Source organism: Pseudomonas sp. GW823-FHT02C05, assembly GCF_058797595.1.
Window position 1 is genome coordinate 824,634 of the sequence record NZ_JBXAJU010000001.1, and the last position, 17,451, is coordinate 842,084.

The 17,451-nt window shown below is 63.3% G+C and carries 17 protein-coding genes; 7 read left to right on the forward strand and 10 right to left on the reverse strand.

Going from position 1 to position 17,451, the window contains the following annotated elements:
* The first annotated feature begins 2 nt into the window (after positions 1–2).
* The 4 genes from AC1RGE_RS03980 (at position 3) to AC1RGE_RS03995 (ending at position 4,695) form a co-directional block, all read left to right on the forward strand.
* A complete protein-coding gene (locus tag AC1RGE_RS03980; RefSeq protein ID WP_145712171.1) occupies positions 3–1,577 on the forward strand; it encodes an FGGY-family carbohydrate kinase in 1,575 nt (524 codons plus the stop codon).
* Positions 1,578–1,708: 131 nt separating this feature from the next.
* Positions 1,709–2,212 carry a hypothetical protein gene (locus AC1RGE_RS03985; RefSeq protein WP_011061062.1) on the forward strand — a complete coding sequence of 168 codons (504 nt, stop codon included), beginning with the start codon at positions 1,709–1,711 and terminating at the stop codon, positions 2,210–2,212.
* Positions 2,209–2,421, forward strand: a complete 213-nt coding sequence (locus AC1RGE_RS03990) for a DUF4287 domain-containing protein (protein ID WP_011061063.1) — start codon at positions 2,209–2,211, stop codon at positions 2,419–2,421. The genes AC1RGE_RS03985 and AC1RGE_RS03990 overlap by 4 nt, the downstream gene beginning before the upstream one ends.
* Positions 2,422–2,568: 147 nt before the next feature.
* On the forward strand, positions 2,569–4,695 hold the full coding sequence (locus AC1RGE_RS03995; RefSeq protein WP_103291140.1) for a TonB-dependent receptor family protein: 2,127 nt from the start codon (positions 2,569–2,571) through the stop codon (positions 4,693–4,695).
* Positions 4,696–4,793: 98 nt separating this feature from the next.
* On the opposite strand, the gene AC1RGE_RS04000 is transcribed toward AC1RGE_RS03995, so the two are convergent.
* From AC1RGE_RS04000 to AC1RGE_RS04010, 3 genes are all read right to left on the reverse strand, one after another.
* The gene (locus AC1RGE_RS04000) at positions 4,794–4,943 is read right to left on the reverse strand and encodes a hypothetical protein (RefSeq protein WP_181000802.1); all 150 of its coding nucleotides are present in this window, start codon (positions 4,941–4,943) and stop codon (positions 4,794–4,796) included.
* A gap of 150 nt (positions 4,944–5,093) precedes the next feature.
* Entirely contained in the window at positions 5,094–5,591 is a 498-nt protein-coding gene (locus tag AC1RGE_RS04005) for a hypothetical protein (RefSeq protein ID WP_072442033.1), read from the reverse strand.
* A gap of 134 nt (positions 5,592–5,725) precedes the next feature.
* Entirely contained in the window at positions 5,726–6,625 is a 900-nt protein-coding gene (locus AC1RGE_RS04010) for a serine hydrolase domain-containing protein (protein ID WP_308447958.1), read from the reverse strand.
* Positions 6,626–6,761: 136 nt separating this feature from the next.
* On the opposite strand from AC1RGE_RS04010, the gene AC1RGE_RS04015 reads away from it, so the two are divergent.
* Positions 6,762–7,292, forward strand: coding sequence for a hypothetical protein (locus AC1RGE_RS04015; protein WP_123430862.1), 531 nt, complete (start codon positions 6,762–6,764; stop codon positions 7,290–7,292).
* An 8-nt stretch (positions 7,293–7,300) separates the two neighbouring features.
* On the opposite strand, the gene AC1RGE_RS04020 is transcribed toward AC1RGE_RS04015, so the two are convergent.
* From AC1RGE_RS04020 to AC1RGE_RS04035, 4 genes are all read right to left on the reverse strand, one after another.
* Positions 7,301–7,774, reverse strand: coding sequence for a hypothetical protein (locus AC1RGE_RS04020; RefSeq protein WP_011061069.1), 474 nt, complete (start codon positions 7,772–7,774; stop codon positions 7,301–7,303).
* A 100-nt stretch (positions 7,775–7,874) separates the two neighbouring features.
* Positions 7,875–9,587, reverse strand: coding sequence for an amidase (locus AC1RGE_RS04025; protein ID WP_492583423.1), 1,713 nt, complete (start codon positions 9,585–9,587; stop codon positions 7,875–7,877).
* Positions 9,588–9,765: 178 nt separating this feature from the next.
* Complete coding sequence (locus AC1RGE_RS04030) at positions 9,766–10,233, reverse strand: hypothetical protein (protein ID WP_207239144.1); 468 nt, start codon at positions 10,231–10,233, stop codon at positions 9,766–9,768.
* A 20-nt stretch (positions 10,234–10,253) separates the two neighbouring features.
* Positions 10,254–11,102, reverse strand: a complete 849-nt coding sequence (locus tag AC1RGE_RS04035; RefSeq protein ID WP_492583425.1) for a suppressor of fused domain protein — start codon at positions 11,100–11,102, stop codon at positions 10,254–10,256.
* A gap of 186 nt (positions 11,103–11,288) precedes the next feature.
* Here AC1RGE_RS04035 and AC1RGE_RS04040 point away from each other — a divergent pair, with 186 nt between their 5' ends.
* The gene (locus tag AC1RGE_RS04040; protein WP_015635455.1) at positions 11,289–11,648 is read left to right on the forward strand and encodes a DUF7677 family protein; all 360 of its coding nucleotides are present in this window, start codon (positions 11,289–11,291) and stop codon (positions 11,646–11,648) included.
* Between the two features lie 74 nt (positions 11,649–11,722).
* On the forward strand, positions 11,723–12,160 hold the full coding sequence (locus AC1RGE_RS04045) for an HIT family protein (RefSeq protein ID WP_072442019.1): 438 nt from the start codon (positions 11,723–11,725) through the stop codon (positions 12,158–12,160).
* Positions 12,161–12,269: 109 nt separating this feature from the next.
* Here the strand turns inward: AC1RGE_RS04045 and AC1RGE_RS04050 are convergent, their stop codons facing one another.
* From AC1RGE_RS04050 to AC1RGE_RS04060, 3 genes are all read right to left on the reverse strand, one after another.
* Positions 12,270–14,489, reverse strand: coding sequence for an OsmC domain/YcaO domain-containing protein (locus tag AC1RGE_RS04050; RefSeq protein ID WP_492583427.1), 2,220 nt, complete (start codon positions 14,487–14,489; stop codon positions 12,270–12,272).
* A gap of 149 nt (positions 14,490–14,638) precedes the next feature.
* Positions 14,639–16,147 carry an NAD(P)/FAD-dependent oxidoreductase gene (locus tag AC1RGE_RS04055; protein WP_011061076.1) on the reverse strand — a complete coding sequence of 503 codons (1,509 nt, stop codon included), beginning with the start codon at positions 16,145–16,147 and terminating at the stop codon, positions 14,639–14,641.
* A complete protein-coding gene (locus AC1RGE_RS04060; RefSeq protein ID WP_011061077.1) occupies positions 16,144–17,175 on the reverse strand; it encodes a LysR family transcriptional regulator in 1,032 nt (343 codons plus the stop codon). Before AC1RGE_RS04060 ends, AC1RGE_RS04055 begins: the two co-directional genes overlap by 4 nt.
* Positions 17,176–17,451: the final 276 nt, after the last annotated feature.

Sequence of the window (17,451 nt, forward strand, 5' to 3'; positions counted from 1 at the left end):
CCATGGATAACCACAACAACAATAAGCAGGACTACCTGCTGGCCATCGACAACGGCACCCAGAGCGTTCGTGCGCTGCTGTTCGACCTCAAAGGCAACCTGCTGGGCAAGGGCAAGGTGGAGCTTGAAGCCTATTTTTCCAGCCGGCCCGGCTGGGCCGAACAGCACCCGGACTACTACTGGGCCAAGCTCGGCGAAGCCTGCCAACTGCTCTGGCAGCAGACCGGCATCGACCGTTCGCAGATCCGCGGCGTGTCCCTGACCACCCAGCGCGGCACCCTGATCAACGTCGATGCCCAGGGCCGCGCGCTGCGCCCGGCGATCCTCTGGCTCGACCAGCGCCAGGCCGAGGTCGAAGGCAAGATCAAGGGGCCCTGGGGCTGGCTGTTCAAGTTGATCGGTGCCGAGGCCACGGTGGATTATTTTCGCGCCCAGGCCGAGGCCAACTGGGTGGCTCAGGAGCAGCCCGAAGTGTGGGCCGCCACCGAGAAGTTCCTGTTGCTCTCGGGCTTTCTCACCCATCGCCTGACCGGCAATTTCGTCGACTCGGTGGGCTGCTGCGTGGCCTACCTGCCGTTCGACTACAAACGCCTGCGCTGGGCCGCCCCCAGTGACTGGAAGTGGCAGGCCCTGGCGGTGCGCCAGGAGCAGTTGCCGACCCTGCTCAAGCCAGGGGAAACCCTGGGCCGGATCACCGCCGAGGCCAGCCGCCATACCGGCATACCCGAAGGCCTGCCGCTGATTGCCGCGGGTGCCGACAAGGCCTGCGAAGTGCTGGGCTCGGGCGTCCAGGACTCGACCACCGCCTGCCTGTCCTACGGCACCACGGCCACCATCACCACCACCCGCTCGCGTTACCTGGAAGTGGTGCCGCTGATCCCGCCGTACCCGGCGGCGGTGCCGGACCACTACAACTGCGAGGTGATGATCTTTCGCGGCTACTGGATGGTTAGCTGGTTCAAGCAGCAGTTCGGCCTGCGCGAAGTGCAGCAGGCGGCGGAGCAGGGGCTGGAGCCGGAGCAGCTGTTCGATGCCCTGGTCCAGGCGGTGCCGCCCGGGTCCATGGGCCTGACCCTGCAACCCTACTGGTCGCCGGGCATCCGCGAGCCGGGCATGGAAGCCAAGGGGGCGATGATCGGCTTTGGCGACGTGCACACCCGGGCGCACATCTACCGGGCCATTCTCGAAGGCCTGGCTTATGCCCTGCGCCAGGGCATGGAGCGCATCGAAAAGCGCTCCAGGCTGAAGATCAGCCGCCTGCGGGTGGCCGGCGGCGGCTCCCAGAGCGACGCGGCCATGCAACTGACGGCGGACATCTTCGGCCTGCCGGTGGAGCGGCCCCATGTCTATGAAGCCTCGGGGCTGGGTGCGGTGATCGCCTGCGCGGTGGGCCTGGGGCTGTACCCGGACTTCGCCACGGCCATCAGCGCCATGACCCGGGTTGGCGCAGTGTTCGAGCCCCAGCCCCAGGCGCAGCAGATGTACCAGCGGCTGTACAGCGAGGTCTACCTGCGCATGTACCGCCAGCTCAAGCCGCTGTACCAGAGCATTCGCGAGATCACCGGTTACCCGGCTTAGCGAAAGCGCCGGCCAGCGGCCGGCAGGGGGGGCGAACCTCTGCGGGGTAAAAAGTTCTTCCAGGCGCCAGGGCTGATCTATCGTGATCAAGGGGCAGGGCCCCTTCGACCCCCCACGCCTGCGAGACGAGCATGAACCGCCAGGAAGCGCTGAACATCCTGTGGAAGCGACTGTTCCTCATCTTTGTGCTGCTATTGGCGGCATCCCTGGTGTCGGTGGCCATGGCCGATGGCTACACCATTCCCTCGGTGGTGTTCATTGCCGGCAACATCGGCGGCTATGTCGGTTTTCACCGCCAGCTTTCCAGCCTCAGCGAGGAGGAAATCATCGGCCTGTGCAGTTCCTGGTTCAGCCTGGTGCTGCCGTCATTCATCGGCGGCATCCTCGCGGGGCTGCTGTATATCCTGTTCATTTCCGGGGTGGTGCAAGGGGAGCTGTTTCCAAAGATCGTCGCCGATGAAACCTGTCGCTACAGCGAGAACAGCTTCTATGTGATCTTCTGCCAGCACGCCGGTGGCTATGCCGCCTACGCCAAGCTATTGTTCTGGTCCTTTGTCGCGGGGTTCAACCAGAACTACGTGGTGGACCTGATCGACAACATCAAGGGCAGCCAGAAGACGGAGAATCAGCCATGAGTGAACAGAGCAAAGGGCCGGCGTCGTACTTCCCCTCCATTGAAAAGCACTACGGCCAGCCCATCGGGCACTGGCTGGAGCTGCTGGCAACGGTCGACGGCAAAAAGCATATGGAGCTGGTGGCCTGGCTCAAGACCGAACACGGCATGGGCCATGGCCACGCCAATGCCCTGGTGGCGCACTTCCTGGCGGCCAGCAAGGGCCGCTAGTCCCCGGGGCGCCATTCTTCGCCAGTGAAAGCCTGACTGCCGACATCCGCTTTCCTGGCGAAAAAAGCCAAATTCCCCTGTGTTCTCTTCGTTCTTTCCTACGTCGCACCTTGCATTGCCCTCTTTCTGCCTGTCGGAGTTTTCTCGATGTCTTCGCCAAAATCCTTGCCCACGGCCCTGTTGGGCCTGGCCCTGGCCTGCCCGGCATTTGCCGAAACCCGTGCCGTGGAGCTGGCTCCGGCGCAGGTCCTGGGCCAGGAACAGGGCGGTGAGGGGCAGCCGGCGCAGGAGGCTGCGGCGCGGCTGGCCCAGGTGCCCGGCGGCACCAATGTGGTGGACATGCGCCGCCCGCTGCAGGGCCGGGTGGCCAGCAACCAGGATGTGCTGGCCTACCAGCCCGGGGTCTATGCCCAGTCGGCGGGCAACGAAGGGGTGAAGATCTCGATCCGCGGCTCGGGCATCAACCGCGCGCCGGGTGCCCATGCCTCGGGGCTGTATACGATGCTCGACGGCTTGCCCCTGACCGGCCCCGGTGGCACGCCCTATGAATTGCTGGAGCCCTTGTGGGTCGACCACGTGGAAGTGCTGCGCGGCGCCAACGGGTTCGACCGTGGCGCCCTGGCCCTGGGTGGCGCCATCGATTACGTCAGTCACACCGGCTATGACGCACCGCTGTTGCAGGTACGCTACGCCACCGGTAGCCACGGTTATCAGCAGCGTCAGGTCAGTTCCGGGCAAGTGCTGGGGGATTTCGACTATTACGTGTCACTGACCGACTCCAATGCCGACGGCTACCAGGATCACACCCGCAGCCAGAGCAAGGGGCTGATCGGCAACTTCGGCTACCGCTTCAACCCGAACCTGGAAACCCGCTTCTACCTGCGCTACCGCGAGACCGACAACGATCTGGCCGGGCGCGTGACCAAGCGCTCCATCGAACACGACCCGCGGGCGGCCAACCCGGCCTACGTCAGCCGCGACGACCGGCGCAAGCAGCCGGGCAGTACCTTTGTCGGCAACAAGACCACCTATTACCTGGACGACGATTCGAGTATCCAGGCCGGGCTGGTGTACCACGACTACCCCATGGACCTGCGCGAAGGCCCCAACCGCCTGAAGGTGGCCTACAGCGACGTCAGCGGCACCCTGGACTACAAGCGCCGCGACAGCCTCTGGGGCCTGGAAAGCCGCAGCACCCTGGGCCTGCGGGTGACCAAGCACCTGCCCAATGACGGTGCCAGCGAGTTCGTGCGCATTCCTGGCGGCAATACCAAGACCTACGCGCCGGGCACGCGGATCCGCAACTTCACTTACCAGGGCTCGGACACCGTCCTGCACGTTGGCAATGACCTGGAGATCGCCGACGACCTGTGGCTGACCACCGGGCTGGCGGCCATCTACACCCGCCGCGAAAGCGCGGTGACCTACCCCGAGGGCGGCGGCAAGACCAGCCTTGGCGACTGGGACTACGCGCCGCGCCTGGGCCTGCGCTACCAACTGAACCCGGATCTGCAACTGTTCGCCAACCTCAGCCGCTCGGTGGAAGCGCCACACCCCTGGTCGCTGATCTATAGCTCGAACCTGCGTTTTCCGAAAACCAGCGGCGTCGCTTACGGTGCTCAAAGCAATCCGGTCAAGCTGCGCAATCAGACCGCTACCACCCTGGAACTGGGCGGGCGCGGCGACAGCAGCCTGGGCCAGTGGAGCCTGGCCTGGTACTACGCCCAGGTGCGCCACGAACTGCTTTCGGTGCTGCCGGATGCCAACGCCACCACGCCTTACGAACTCAACGCCAGCCCCACCGTGCACCAGGGCGTGGAAGCCAGCCTGCAGAGCGAGCTGTGGTCGCGCCCGGGCGTCGGCCGCCTGAGCTTGCGCCAGGCCTATACCTTCAGTGATTTCCACTACCGCGACGATCAGCGTTTCGCCGACAACCGCCTGCCGGGCCTGCCCATGCACTACTACCAGGGCGAGCTGCGCTACGACTGGCCCCTGGGCTTCTTCGCCGCGGTCAATACCCAGCTGGTGTCCAAGGTGGCGGTGGATTACGCCAACAGCTACTACGCCGATCCCTATGCGCTGTTCGGCGCCACCCTGGGCTACAACGCGCCGAAGAACGACTGGCAGACCTGGGTCGATGTGCGCAACCTGACCGACAAGCGCTACGCCGCCACCGTGACCCCGGGCTATGACGACAAGGGGCTGGACGCGGCGCGTTCAACGCCGGGGGAGGGGCTGGGGGTGTACCTGGGGGTGTCCTGGAGCCTGCGCTGAAAGCAGGGCCGCGAGCGAGCCGACACCCGCCAATGAAAGTGCCCGCAGCAGCGGGCACCTGGTTAATGCCGGGCGGTGTCAGCCCGGGCGGCAGTGATTTACCACTGGCCCGAGAACACGCAGGTCAGCGCTTCGATGGCGCTGAACTTCCACAGCGAGTCGCCGCAGTCGCTGGCAAAGGCGTGGGCGTTGGAGGCGGTGAGGGCCAGGGCGATGGCCGAGGCATAGATGATTTTCTTGAGCGACATGGGAAAACTCCTTGTTATGAATCCGCACGTTCTTGTAGGCGCCGTCCTGAAGGGGGGGCTGCTGCGGACTATAGGCCCGTGCTGCCCCCGGCACTATTAGCCCGAATGTGCTAATGGCCCATGCGCATCACTGTGCCGCCCGGCCCAGGCTCAGTTGCGAAAATACAGCTCGTCCAGCTGCCGCCGGCGTATCACCAGGTACTCCTCCCAGACCTTGGGGAAATCCTCGTCCCGGGTCAGGGGGAAGGTCAGGTAGTAAGTCCGACCGGTGACACTGATGTACTCCCGCACCCGCTTGTACGCCGGCTGTTCCAGCAGCGAGATGTATTCGTCATAGGCGTAGTGGTAGTGGGAAATCGTCACCCGATGGGGCGCGATCATGCAGCGGGAGAAGTCGATCACCCAGCCATGGCTCATGTCGCTGCCCAGGTAGCCGTAGACCCCATCCTCGGAGAGGCTGATGGCTTTTCGTGCCTGTACCCCATCCTCATCGTTGACCAGCACTATCTGGCTTTCGAAGTAGCGGATGGCCTGTTGCTCGGGGCCGCGCAACTGCAGGTTCCAGCCGACGGCGCCCATGCGGAACTCGCCCTGTTCGGTATATTCGGCAGTCCAGCCGTTGGCGAGGGTAATGCTGTGTGTGGTCATTGTCGTCCTGGTGATGGCTGTCCCTGAAGGCTGGGGATTGTACGTCAGCCGCTGTGCGAAACGGCAGGGCCCGTGGCGCCCGGTCAGTCATGCCAGCATGCGAGCTGTCCTGTGACTGTGGCCGTGCCCTGTGGCTAGTTCGCCAGTGCGTGGCGCAGATGCGCCAGGGCCCGGGTTTCGACCTGGCCCTGGTCGCTCCCCGGATTGAAGACCGCGCAGCAGGCGCTGGTGCCGGCGACGTTGGCGCGATAGACCGCCAGCGTGCTGCCGGGGCCGCTGCCGGTGTGGCCGTAGAGCGTCAGGCCAGACTCGACACTGCCCACCATCAGGCCCATGGCATAGCCGGGAGCGACCCAGGGCCGGCCGGCCATCGGCCCGCCCAGAACCTGGGCCTGCTGCATGCCTGCCAGCAGTGCCGGGGGCAATAGCGCGCCGCTCAACAGCCGATCCAGCAGCAGCGCCGCCTCCGCCAGGGGCCCCACCAGCAGGCCGTGGTAGACCCAGCCGGGGTGGTAGTCGCCCAACTGGCCCAGGTCCACATCCCGCAGGTCTTCGCGGGTCACGGCGAGGCGTGTGCGAGACAGGCCCAGGGGCGCCAGTACCCGTTGTTGCAGGGCAAGGTGCAGGGGCAGGTCCGTCGCCTGCTGGATCAGTTGCGCCACGAACAGGTAGCCCACATTGGAGTAGCGCCACTGGCTGCCGGGGGCGTAGCGCAGGCGGCTGGCGTCCAGGCGCTGCAGCATCTGTGCACCGGGCCATGCATCCTCGTTGCGCAAAACCGCGTCGTGGTAGTCGCTCAGCTCGCTGTAGTCCGCCAGCCCGGCCTGATGCCGCAGCAACTGGCGCAGGGTGAAGGGGCCCTCGGGCAGCGGCTCATCCAGCCCCAGCAGGCCGTCGCGCACCAGGGTCAGGGCCGCTGCGCTAAGCACGGTCTTGGTGAAGCTCCACCAGGGCACCAGTGGCTGGGGTTGCTGTGGGGCCAGTGGTTGGCCGTTGTGGATCAGGGCATGAAGCACGGAGGGGATGTCCTTGATGGGCTGTGTTGCCGCGCGCTGTTGGGTCAATCAGGCCGTGAGCGGCCCTGCAGGGTACGGCATAATGCGCGGCCGTTTTGGCTAAACCTAGGAATTGATCAGGAGGATCAGGCTGGCTATGTACAGACTTGGGCACATGATAGACAACCAGTGGGTCGAGCACAGTTATCCGCCGGTATTCGTGTTGGCCTCCATTGGCGAGGGGCAGCGCGTGGTGGCGGGCGTTCCAGGCTCGGACCCGCAGGTCCTGCTCAGCCTGCTGGGCTGCCTGGCCGAACCGCTGGTGCTGCTGTTCGTGCTGCACACGCCCCGGGACGAATCGCAAGCCGGACGCTACTGGAGCCCGCAGCTGTCGCGTGAAGACGTTCAGGATTTCATCTACGACTTCAAGCCACTGCTCTGTGGCGACAGCCGTTTCGACCTGTGGGTCCACTCGCCCGAGCAACAGGCCACCGTGGTCTGGGACCGGCACAACCTGATCTATGGCTACGGGCCGCTGGAAGACTACGCCACGGCCCTGCGCGCACTGGGCTTCGGCCATGGCGAGCCGCAGTTGCCCGTGCCCCATACCCACCACTACCACCCGCAGCTGGACGACCTGTGCCGGCAGTTGCTCACCCACTTCGATTGGCAGCACTCGCCATTGCGACCTGAGGATGAGCAGTGATGGTGCAATCAAGCCCACTCATGCTCGGTCAATCTTTTGAATTCAGTGCAGGCCTCGTCAAACTGTTGCCTGGAGAATTCGGCGCGTTGAGCGTTGCTGTTCCAGGCCACCGCAGTGACCAGTCCGTCGATCACTGTGACGGCTCGTCCAAAACGTTCCCAGATCAGCTTGTCTCCCCGTACCACCTGCTCGACCACGGCCACTGTGCAACTTAGATCCATGTCGTCGGGGCAGATCAGCAACGGGACGATGCTCGAGCAATCCTCGCTCGCGGGAGCCAGTAACTGCCAGGCAAGTTCTGCGTGCTCGTCGTCGATCAGCCAGCCCTGGGCCGGTACCAACCCCTCGGTGCTGTCTGCCCCCGAGCCATCGTAGATGACCCCCTTGATCCAACTGTCCAGGGGGACGTCGTCGAGGGTGAAGACGGGGTGGGGGGCCTTGGTGTATTTCGATTGATGCATTGCAGCGCGAATGTGGTTCATGGGGTCTCGCCAACGGGTTGAGCGCAAAAGGTCATGCGCAAAGGGGACTCGAAGGGACGGCGTTGAGGAACGGGGCCGTTGCGGCCCCGGTCCCGGTTTGTCACTGGCCGCTATGCAAGGCCGGCGTGCGCGGTGGTATCAGGCGCTTGCTGCCGGTGGCCTCGAAGGCCGAAGCCAGGCGCAGCAGGCTCGAGTCGTCATAGGCGCGCCCGGCGAAGGTCAGCCCCACCGGCATGCCGATGTCCGCCATCACCCCCATGGGCACGGTAACGGTGGGCACCCCCAGGTGGCGGATGGCGAGGTTGCCGTTGGCCACCCACACGCCATTGCTCCAGGCGATGTCTGCCGACTCGGGATTGATATCGGCATCGGCCGGGCCAACGTCGGCCACGGTGGGGAACAGCACGGCGTCCAGCCCCAGGCGGTCCATCCAGTCTTCCAGGTCGATGCGCCGGGTCTGTTCCAGGCCACGCAGGCCGTCGGCCAGGGTGGCGATCTGGTCCCAGGTCTTGAGCCCGCGCTTGGCCATGTTCAAGTATTCGTCCATGCCGGCGGCCAGGTCGTCTTCGCGGTTGGGCAGGGTGCCGGGGTCGTGGGGGAAGATCTGCGGCCCGTCGACATCCGCCAGGCGGTTGAGCTTGGGGTCGTCGTTGGCCCGCAGGAAGTCGTCGAAGGCCCAGCCCGAGAGCTCCCACAGCTCGTCGTGGAGGAACTCCTTGCTGACCAGGCCGCGGTTGTACACGGTCGGCGCGCCGGGGCGGTCGCCCTCGCAGTTGGACACCAGGGGGAAGTCCACTTCCAGCACTTGCGCGCCGGCGGCTTCCAGGGCCTGGCGCGCCTGTTCCCAGAGGCTGATCACCGAGGGCCGGGTATGGATGCGCTGGCCGGTGGGGCCGCCGATGCCCGGTTTCTCGCTGGTGCCGGCCTCAGGGTCGGCATTGATGTACATGCGCGGCACGCCAAGGCGCTTGCCCTTGAGCGCCGCGGCGCCGGCCGCCAGTTGCGGGTAGGAGGCCGGGCGCACCGAAGCGACGCTGGGGATCGGCACCCAGGGCTGCAGGCGCCACAGGTCGCCGCGGGTGTCCGGGTCTTCGGCCACCACCACGTCCAGCACTTCCAGGAGGTCGGCCATGGTCCGGGCAAAAGGCACCACCACGTCCATGGTCGGGGTCAGCGGCCAGTTGCCGCGCACCGAGATCACCCCGCGCGACGGGGTGTAGGCGCACAGCCCGTTGTTGGAGGCCGGGCCACGGCCGCTGGACCAGGTTTCCTCGGCCAGGCCGAAGGCGGCGAAGCTGGCGGCGGTGGCGGTGCCGGCGCCATTGGACGAGCCCGAGGCGAAGGGCGCGGTCAGGTAAGCGGCGTTATAGGGGCTTTCGGCGCGGCCATACACGCCACGCTGCATACCGCCGTTGGCCATGGGCGGCATGTTGGTCTTGCCCAGGCAGATGGCCCCGGCAGCCCGCAGGCGCTCAATGGTGAAGGCGTCGCGGTAGGCCACCAGCTCGGCGAAGGCCGGGCTGCCGGAAGCAGCCGTCAGGCCCTTGACCAGGTAGCTGTCCTTGGCGGTGTAGGGAATGCCGTCCAGCGGGCCCAGGGTCTGGCCCTTGGCGCGGCGCTCATCGGCGGCCCGCGCCTCGTTCAGCGCCTCGGGGTTGCGCACCACCACGGCGTTGAGGGCGGTGGCGGTGTTCGGGCCGTCATAGGCCTCGATCCGCGCCAGATAGGCCTGGACCAGTTCCACCGAGGTGGTCTGCCCGGATTCCAGGGCGGCGCGCAGGTGGGCAATGGAGACTTCGGTGACTTCGATCATGCTGCTACCGCCGTTGGCTGGTGGGTGATGAGGTGCAGAGGGCGCAACGGGGCGCGTGTGTTGGGGTATTGGCTGTGCATGGTGGTTCTCGTGGTACGGCTGGCACGACAAGGGTGGCATGGGAACGCTGGGGGCCTTTTTAGCATCTAGTGCGGGGCAGAGGAATCGGCTTGATGGATTATTGCTTCAGGCCAGCTGCGCCAGGGCCTGCGGGCTCCACGTTGAACTCGCCAAGGTAGTCCAGGGTTGCCGTGCTTGCGGGCTGGCGTTGATTGGCGCCGCCGGAGATCGATTTGTGGTCACCGTAAATCGACTCGCAGCCAACGATGATGAAATGGCTGTAGCCGGAGTCGATGCGCGTGCGCAGCTGCTTTTTTTCGGCGTCGCTGCGGATTAGCGATTCCAGGTATTGCGGGCCGTCTTCACTGTCGATCAGCTCGACGAAATCGGAGTCCATGTAGTACCCCAGCTCCTGTTTGAGGCCCCAGCTGGGGTTGCGTGCTTCCCAAGCGCTGAACTCGGCGTCGCTGGCGTCGGCCGCGGGGGCGGGCTCCCACTGTTCGAAGGCAAACCGTTCGGCCTCTGCCTGGTCCGGGAACCGGGCAGCGAACAGGTAGAAAGGAAAGTAGGCATCGGCTTCTGACATGGACGGCTAGGCTCCTTGGTTCAGATCAGGCTGGCGCGCTGCAAATGGCTGACATGAGCATGGCCGGCGGCGCTCAAGCGCACGGCCAGGTCTTCCCGGGCCTGGGCCCCGCCGCTGCGCACGTACTCCAGCTCCGCGGCGGTGATCAGCACCACCGGCACCAGGGTCACGGGGGACAGCGGCATGTCTTCCAGGCGTGTCGGGAAGTCCGGGGCCGGGCCGCCCACGAGTACCCCGGCGCAGTCGTCAGCGCTGATGAAATGCGCTGGCAGTTGCTCGCTCATGGCGCGGGACTGGCTGACGCCGGGCAGTTCCAGGGACAGCACCCCGTAGCGCTGCAGGCGGGCAGTGAGGCCACCGGCATCGGCCGTGGTGTTGGCCACGCAGCGCAGCAGTTCGAAAGCCCAGCTATCGGCGAACGGGTAGACATCACCCACCGCGCCCTGGGCATGGGGTGGGATGTCCGGGGTTTCGACGAACAGTTCCATCTCGAAACCATTGCCCAGATCATCGCCTGTGACCCCATCGAACGGGTCGGACAGGCCCTCGGTGGCGAGAATGATGCCGTTGTTGCGACGCACGATGCGATAGGCCTGGCGCGTGGAGGGCCAGTGCGAGCCGCCCATGAAACTGGGGCTGATGGCGAAGCCCAGGACGTCTTGCTCACAGTGGCCGACCGCTTGCCAGTGGCGATCGAGGCAGGCGGCACCGGCCTCCATCAGGGCAATGCCGGCCAGCTCTGCTTGGGTTGGCTGGTACTGGGTGTAGGGCTCCTCTGCGGCGGTCGGTTCGCCGGCGGGCAGGGTGGGCTCGGCCTTTTGTGGCGCCGGCTTTTTGAAGACGCTGAGCAGTTTTCCCAGGAAATTCATCGGGCGATCCTTGCGGGGCAAGTGCGTTGCACAAGGCGCACAGCACAGGGGTAGAGAGAGGGGGCACATTGTGACGGGTTTGCCGTGCCCATGGAAACCGACGGATGCAAGTTGCACGAAGCCTTGCCTTGCCGGTGTGGCTGCCCGAGAATCCGCCCCGGTCCGCTATCAAGGAAAGTGATCAGCATGTCTTACCCGAAGAAGCTAAGTCCGGAGTTTTCCGGGGCACTGAGAACCTTCAGTTTCTGGGTCGCCAACGGCACCTTGGGCTATCCGTTGCTGGAAGGCGTCGACTACCGCAGTTGCCTCGGGGACGAGCCGAGCATGCTGGAGATGGCCTATGCCATTTTTGCCAATGTGCTGGAGCTGGACGAGCAGGGCGTACCGGTGAATGCCAAGTACGCCGAGCACCGGGCGGCGCAGTACATCCGCCAGTATTGCGATCCGGGCTACCAGGCACGGCCGGCGTTCGAGGACTGGGAGCAGGAGCTGTACGGCCCGCCCGACCGGGACGACAGCAAGCCCTGGCCAGCCGGCGTGGCCTAGGTTTTTCGACGGCTGGATACAAGCCTCGGGCACTACGGCTTCGAAACGACGAACCCCCTCATCAAGGATTATGAATGTCGCTGATTTCGCAACGTGTAGAACTGGCCCGCCAGGGTGCCAACGACAAGGTGATTTGCCGCATGGCCTCGGGCTGGGCGGTGATGGGCGATGTGCAGTTTCTTGAGGGCTATTGCCTGTTATTGCCGGACCCGGTGGTGGCCAGCTTGAACGACCTGGATGCCCAGGCCCGGGCCACCTACCTGCTGGACATGGCCCGCATCGGCGATGCGCTGCTCGAGGCCACCGGAGCGCTGCGCATCAACTATGAAATCCTCGGCAACTCGGAGCCTGAGTTGCATTGCCATATCTTTCCCCGCTACGCCTCGGAGCCGGAGGGCAAGCGCCGGATGCCGGTGTGGTTCTACGACTGGAAGACCGCGTCGCCCTATGTCGAGGCCGAGCACGGTCCATTGCGCCAGCAGCTTGCCCGGATATTGGCTGGCCAATTGTAGGAGCGAGCTTGCTCGCGATGCTCGTTAACGAAAAACGCCGCGTTCACTGGGGGAGCGCGGCGTGCTTGAGTGCTTCGCGAGCAAGCTCGCTCCTACAAGGGGCTGTTGATCAGCGCTTTGCTGCGCTCCACTTGGCTCGCGCTGCGTGCAGCTTCTTGTAGCTGTCGATCAGCCGCAGGTGGCGGTCCAGGCCTTCGAGCTGCAGGTTGGTCGGGGTCAGGCCGTAGAAGCGCACGCTGCCTTGCACTGAGCCGATCACCGCGTCCATCCGTTCGTTGCCGAACATGCGCCGCAAGTTGGCCTCGTAGTCGCCCAGCTCCAGCTCGTCGTCCAGCTCCACTTCCAGCACCGCGTTCAGGGCCTGGTAGAACAGCCCGCGCTCGACGGTGTTGTCGTTGTATTGCAGGAACATCTCCACCAGCTCCTTGGCCGGGTCGAACTGCCCCAGGGCCACGTGGATCAGCAGCTTCAGCTCCAGGATGGTCAACTGGCCCCAGGCGGTGTTGTCGTCGAACTCGATGCCGATCAGGGTGGTGATGTCGGTGTAGTCGTCCAGTTCGCTTTCTTCCAGGCGCTCCACCAGCGAGCGCAGGCCGTCTTCGTCCAGGCTGTGCAGGTTGAGGATGTCTTCACGGAAGAACAGCGCCTTGTTGGTGTTGTCCCAGATCAGGTCGTCCACCGGGTAGATTTCCGAGTAGTCCGGCACCAGGATGCGGCAGGCCGTGGCCCCTAGGTGTTCGTACACCGCCATGTAGACTTCCTTGCCCAGGCCCTCGAGGATGCCGAACAGGGTCGCGGCCTCCTCGGCGTTGGCCGCCGCTCTTTCACCGCTGCTGCCCTGGCTGGTGAAGTCCCACTCGACGAATTCGAAATCCGCCTTGGCACTGAAGAAACGCCACGACACCACGCCGCTGGAGTCGATGAAGTGCTCGACGAAGTTGTTCGGCTCCATCAGCGCCTGGCTTTCGAAGGTCGGCTGCGGCAGGTCGTTCAAGCCTTCGAAACTGCGGCCCTGGAGCAGTTCGGTGAGGCTGCGCTCCAGCGCCACCTCGAAGCTCGGGTGGGCGCCGAACGAGGCGAACACGCCGCCGGTGCGCGGGTTCATCAGGGTCACGCACATCACCGGGAACTCACCGCCCAGGGACGCATCCTTGACCAGCACCGGAAAGCCTTGTTCTTCCAGGCCCTGGATGCCGGCCAGAATGCTCGGGTACTTGGCCAGCACTTCCTGAGGCACATCCGGCAGGGCCATCTCGCCTTCGAGAATCTGGCGCTTGACCGCCCGCTCGAAGATCTCCGACAGGCACTGCACCTGGGCTTCGGCCAGGGTGTTGCCGGCGCTCATGCCGTTGCTCAGGTACAGGTTCTCGATCAGGTTGGAGGGGAAATACACCACCTCGCCGTCGGACTGGCGCACATAAGGCAGGCAGCAGATACCGCGCTCGATATTGCCCGAGTTGGTGTCGTACAGATGCGAGCCGCGCAGCTCGCCATCGGGGTTGTAGATGGCCAGGCAGTGCTCGTCGAGGATCTCCTTGGGCAGCTCATCCTTGCGCCCCGGCTGGAACCAGCGCTCGTCCGGGTAATGCACGAACTCGGCGTTGGCGATCTCTTCGCCCCAGAACTGATCGTTGTAGAAGAAGTTGCAGTTCAGGCGCTCGATGAACTCGCCCAGGGCCGACGCCAGGGCGCTTTCCTTGGTGGCGCCCTTGCCGTTGGTGAAGCACATCGGCGACTGCGCATCGCGGATATGCAGCGACCAGACGTTGGGCACGATATTGCGCCACGAAGCGATTTCGATCTTCATCCCCAGGCCCGCGAGGATCCCGGACATGTTGGCGATGGTCTGCTCCAGGGGCAGGTCCTTGCCGGCAATGTAGGTGCCTTCGCTGGAGCCCGATTGCGGCATCAACAGCGCCTGGGCATCGGCGTCGAGGTTTTCCACTTCCTCGATGATGAATTCGGGGCCGGTCTGCACCACCTTCTTCACCGTGCAACGGTCGATGGAACGCAGGATGCCCTGGCGGTCCTTGTCGCTGATGTCCGCCGGCAGCTCGACCTGGATCTTGAAGATCTGGTTGTAGCGGTTTTCCGGATCGACAATGTTGTTCTGCGACAGGCGGATATTGTCGGTGGGGATATTGCGGGTCTGGCAGTACAGCTTCACGAAGTACGCCGCGCACAGCGCCGAAGAAGCCAGGAAATAATCGAACGGACCCGGCGCCGAACCATCGCCCTTGTAGCGGATAGGTTGGTCGGCCACCACCGTGAAGTCGTCGAACTTGGCTTCAAGTCGAAGGTTGTCGAGAAAGTTGACCTTGATTTCCATGGGGGCACCGGCATCACAAAGCAAAAAATGGCGGGCATTATCCGGGTTTTTGCGCGGGAAGTGTTGTGGTTTTCGGCGGACGGGTGGATCGCCAGGCCTGGCTGCCGGTCACAGACACCGGCACCCGGCCCCGGGCATCACTCAGGCATTCAGACTTTGAGGATGAAACGATTGGATATCCGTGAATAGCCCAGGGGCAACAACTCGGCTTCGTGCTCCTTGATCAGCTCATGCAGCGCGTTGGCGGTTTCGGCCACCGGCCTGGCTTGCTCCCTGGCCTGTTGCATGACCTGGCACGACTGCCTGAACAGGCTTTCGTAGGCGGGCGAGTCCAGGGACAGGCAGCCAGGGAAGCGCACCGCCTCAAGCGCTGCATCGAACTGGCGGGCGTCGCCACTGTGTTCCAGGTCGTGCAGCAGCTTTTGCAGAAAGGCACTGCCCAGGTTGGAGCCGCTGAGCCAGACCCGATGCCACACGTTCCACAGGTGAAAGTCGCTGAAGGCTTCATAGGAGCAGGAGACCAACTGGTCATTGGTCGCCACCGCGTTCAGGCAATGGCGCTCGACTTCGATGAACTGTTCCCGTTGCCAGCGGTTGCTGCGGGCGGCGTCCAGCACCTTGGGGGCCAGCCTGAGGATGGACTCGAAGGTGGTGATCAACCCCCTGGAGAACAGCGGGTCAATAAACCCTGTGGCTTGCGGCAGGAGGCAGAAGCGATCCCCGACATTTTGCACGCTGCGGTAGTTGATGCGCGGCGCGTAGATCCACTCCCGGGCATTGACCGCATCCTTGAAGTGTTCGCCGATGGCCGGGTACTTTTTCAGCAGTTTGCGAAACTCGATCTCCGGCGCCTCGGTGGGACGGTACTTAGCGTTGTTGAACTGGAAGCCGATGCTGCACAACTGATTGGTGCCCTGCGGGTGGTTGTTGAAGGGGATGACCCACAACCAGCCCTCTTCGAAGATGTGGTGCAAGGTGCTCTTGAACAGTTCGATGGGGGAACGAGTGCGGGACAACGGAGCCAGGGCATCTTCGTAGCTCTTCACATTGAGCATGTGGGTGAAGAATGAGCAGGTGTCGGTCGCCAGCCCTTCGGTGGTGCGCAAGCCCAGTTGGCGGGAGAGCGGAGAGCCCTGGGCAGCAGCGTCAATGATGAACGCGGCCTTGACGGGGGCGGCATTGGACAATGCCACCTCGACCCCGTCGTCGTTGAGGCTGATCGACTCGATCTTGATGTTCTGTCTGGATTCGGCGCCGTGTTTCAGGGCAATCATCAGGGCGAAATAGTCGATGTCCTGCCGGAAAAGATGGGCTTCCGGCACCTTCAGCGGCGGGGCCACAAGGTGGTCAGGGGACGACGGCGCGTTCTCTTGATGCCAGGCAAAACTGAAGCCCAACTTGATCCCGCAGGCGCTCGAACCGACGTGCTGGATGATCTTGTCGGGGTGCGAGAGGTAGGCGATTTCAGGGATGTCGAAGCGCTTTGAGAGCAAACGCAGCAGAAAACCGCTTTCCGGTGTCGCCGCTTCGCCGACGGAGAATCGTGGGTGCTGGGCCGAGTCGAGGATCAGAACGTTCAGCCCGGACTTCGCGAGGACGGCGCCGGTCAGCGCGCCGGCGATACCACTACCGATGATAATGACGTCGTACTGATTCATGATGTCTGGCTCTTGTCTTGCAAGGTGGTCGCTCTGGAAAGCGCTGAATGCATTGCGGTATCGAAATGCAGGGTGGCCAGGGTCTGCGGTATTTCCTTTTCAAACGGCAAGTCCCAGTAAGGCGTGCTGCCGATCGAGCGTTTCAACTCATTGATGAACAGGCGGGTCTTGGCCGGGACAACGCTGCTGCGTGCCCTCAGTGCGTAGATCGCTCCCTGTTGCGGATCGGCCTCGCAATATTCGTCGAGCAGCGACACCAGTTGGCCGCTGGCGATCTGTTCATGCACCAGCCAGGTGGGCGCGTGGATGATTCCTATGCCCTGAAGGGCGCCGTCTACCAGCAACTCGGAACTGTTGACCGATAGCCGGCTGCTGGGCATGAGCTTCTTGAGCAGGCCATCGACCTTGAATTGCCAGGTCAGTGAGAAGTTGCTGCAGGTGCTGTGGATCAGGCAGGCATGTTGGTACAGGTCTTCAAGAGTTTGCGGACAGCCGTGTTGCCGGATGTATTCCGGGCTTGCGCAGAGCACGCGCCGCATATCCGCAAGTTTCGTTGGAATCAGATTACTGTCCGGCAATATGCCCAGCTTGATACAGATATCGACGTTATCGATGCTGGGGTCGAGAGCTTTGTCGTTAAGCGAGAATTCAATTTTCAAACCGGGATGATGGTTCAGTATTCTGCTCAATAAAGGCGCTACATGGCGCCGTCCAAAGGCCACGGGTGCTGAAACCTTGAGAACGCCTAGGGTCGATGCAGTGTGTTCTTTTACTTCTGATCTAGCATGCCCAATGCATCTCGAGATGTTCTTTGCATGTTCGAGAAAGAGCAGGCCTGTTTCGGTAAGTATCAAGCATTTTGTCGATCGATTGAATAGACAGGTTTCAAGTTCTTTTTCGAGGCTATTGATTCTGCGCATCACCGAAGAAGGTGGGATGCCAAGTAGTCTTCCTGTTTCGGAGAAACTACCCGTTTTAGTTACGGATATATAAAGGTCTATGTCATTGACAACGCCTAGCGCCTTCATTCCTAAATCCTTTTAGAATTTTTAGTGTCTTATTTTTGTAAAGGCAAATTACAAATAGATCATGACAGCCTCCTTAGTACGGCTAGGCTTTTTGTTTGTCAAGCAGTGCTGGGGCCATGATTAGTTGGCTTTGGGAAAATTGATTCATAACATTTCAGGCGCCACAGCTCTACCCGGCGCAGAGCGGAACACCGTCCAAGTGCAAGGCTTGGTTTGCACTATCTGGATACAAAAATAGTTCTAGTGGCTAATTGCGCAGAGCGCCAAAACTATGCT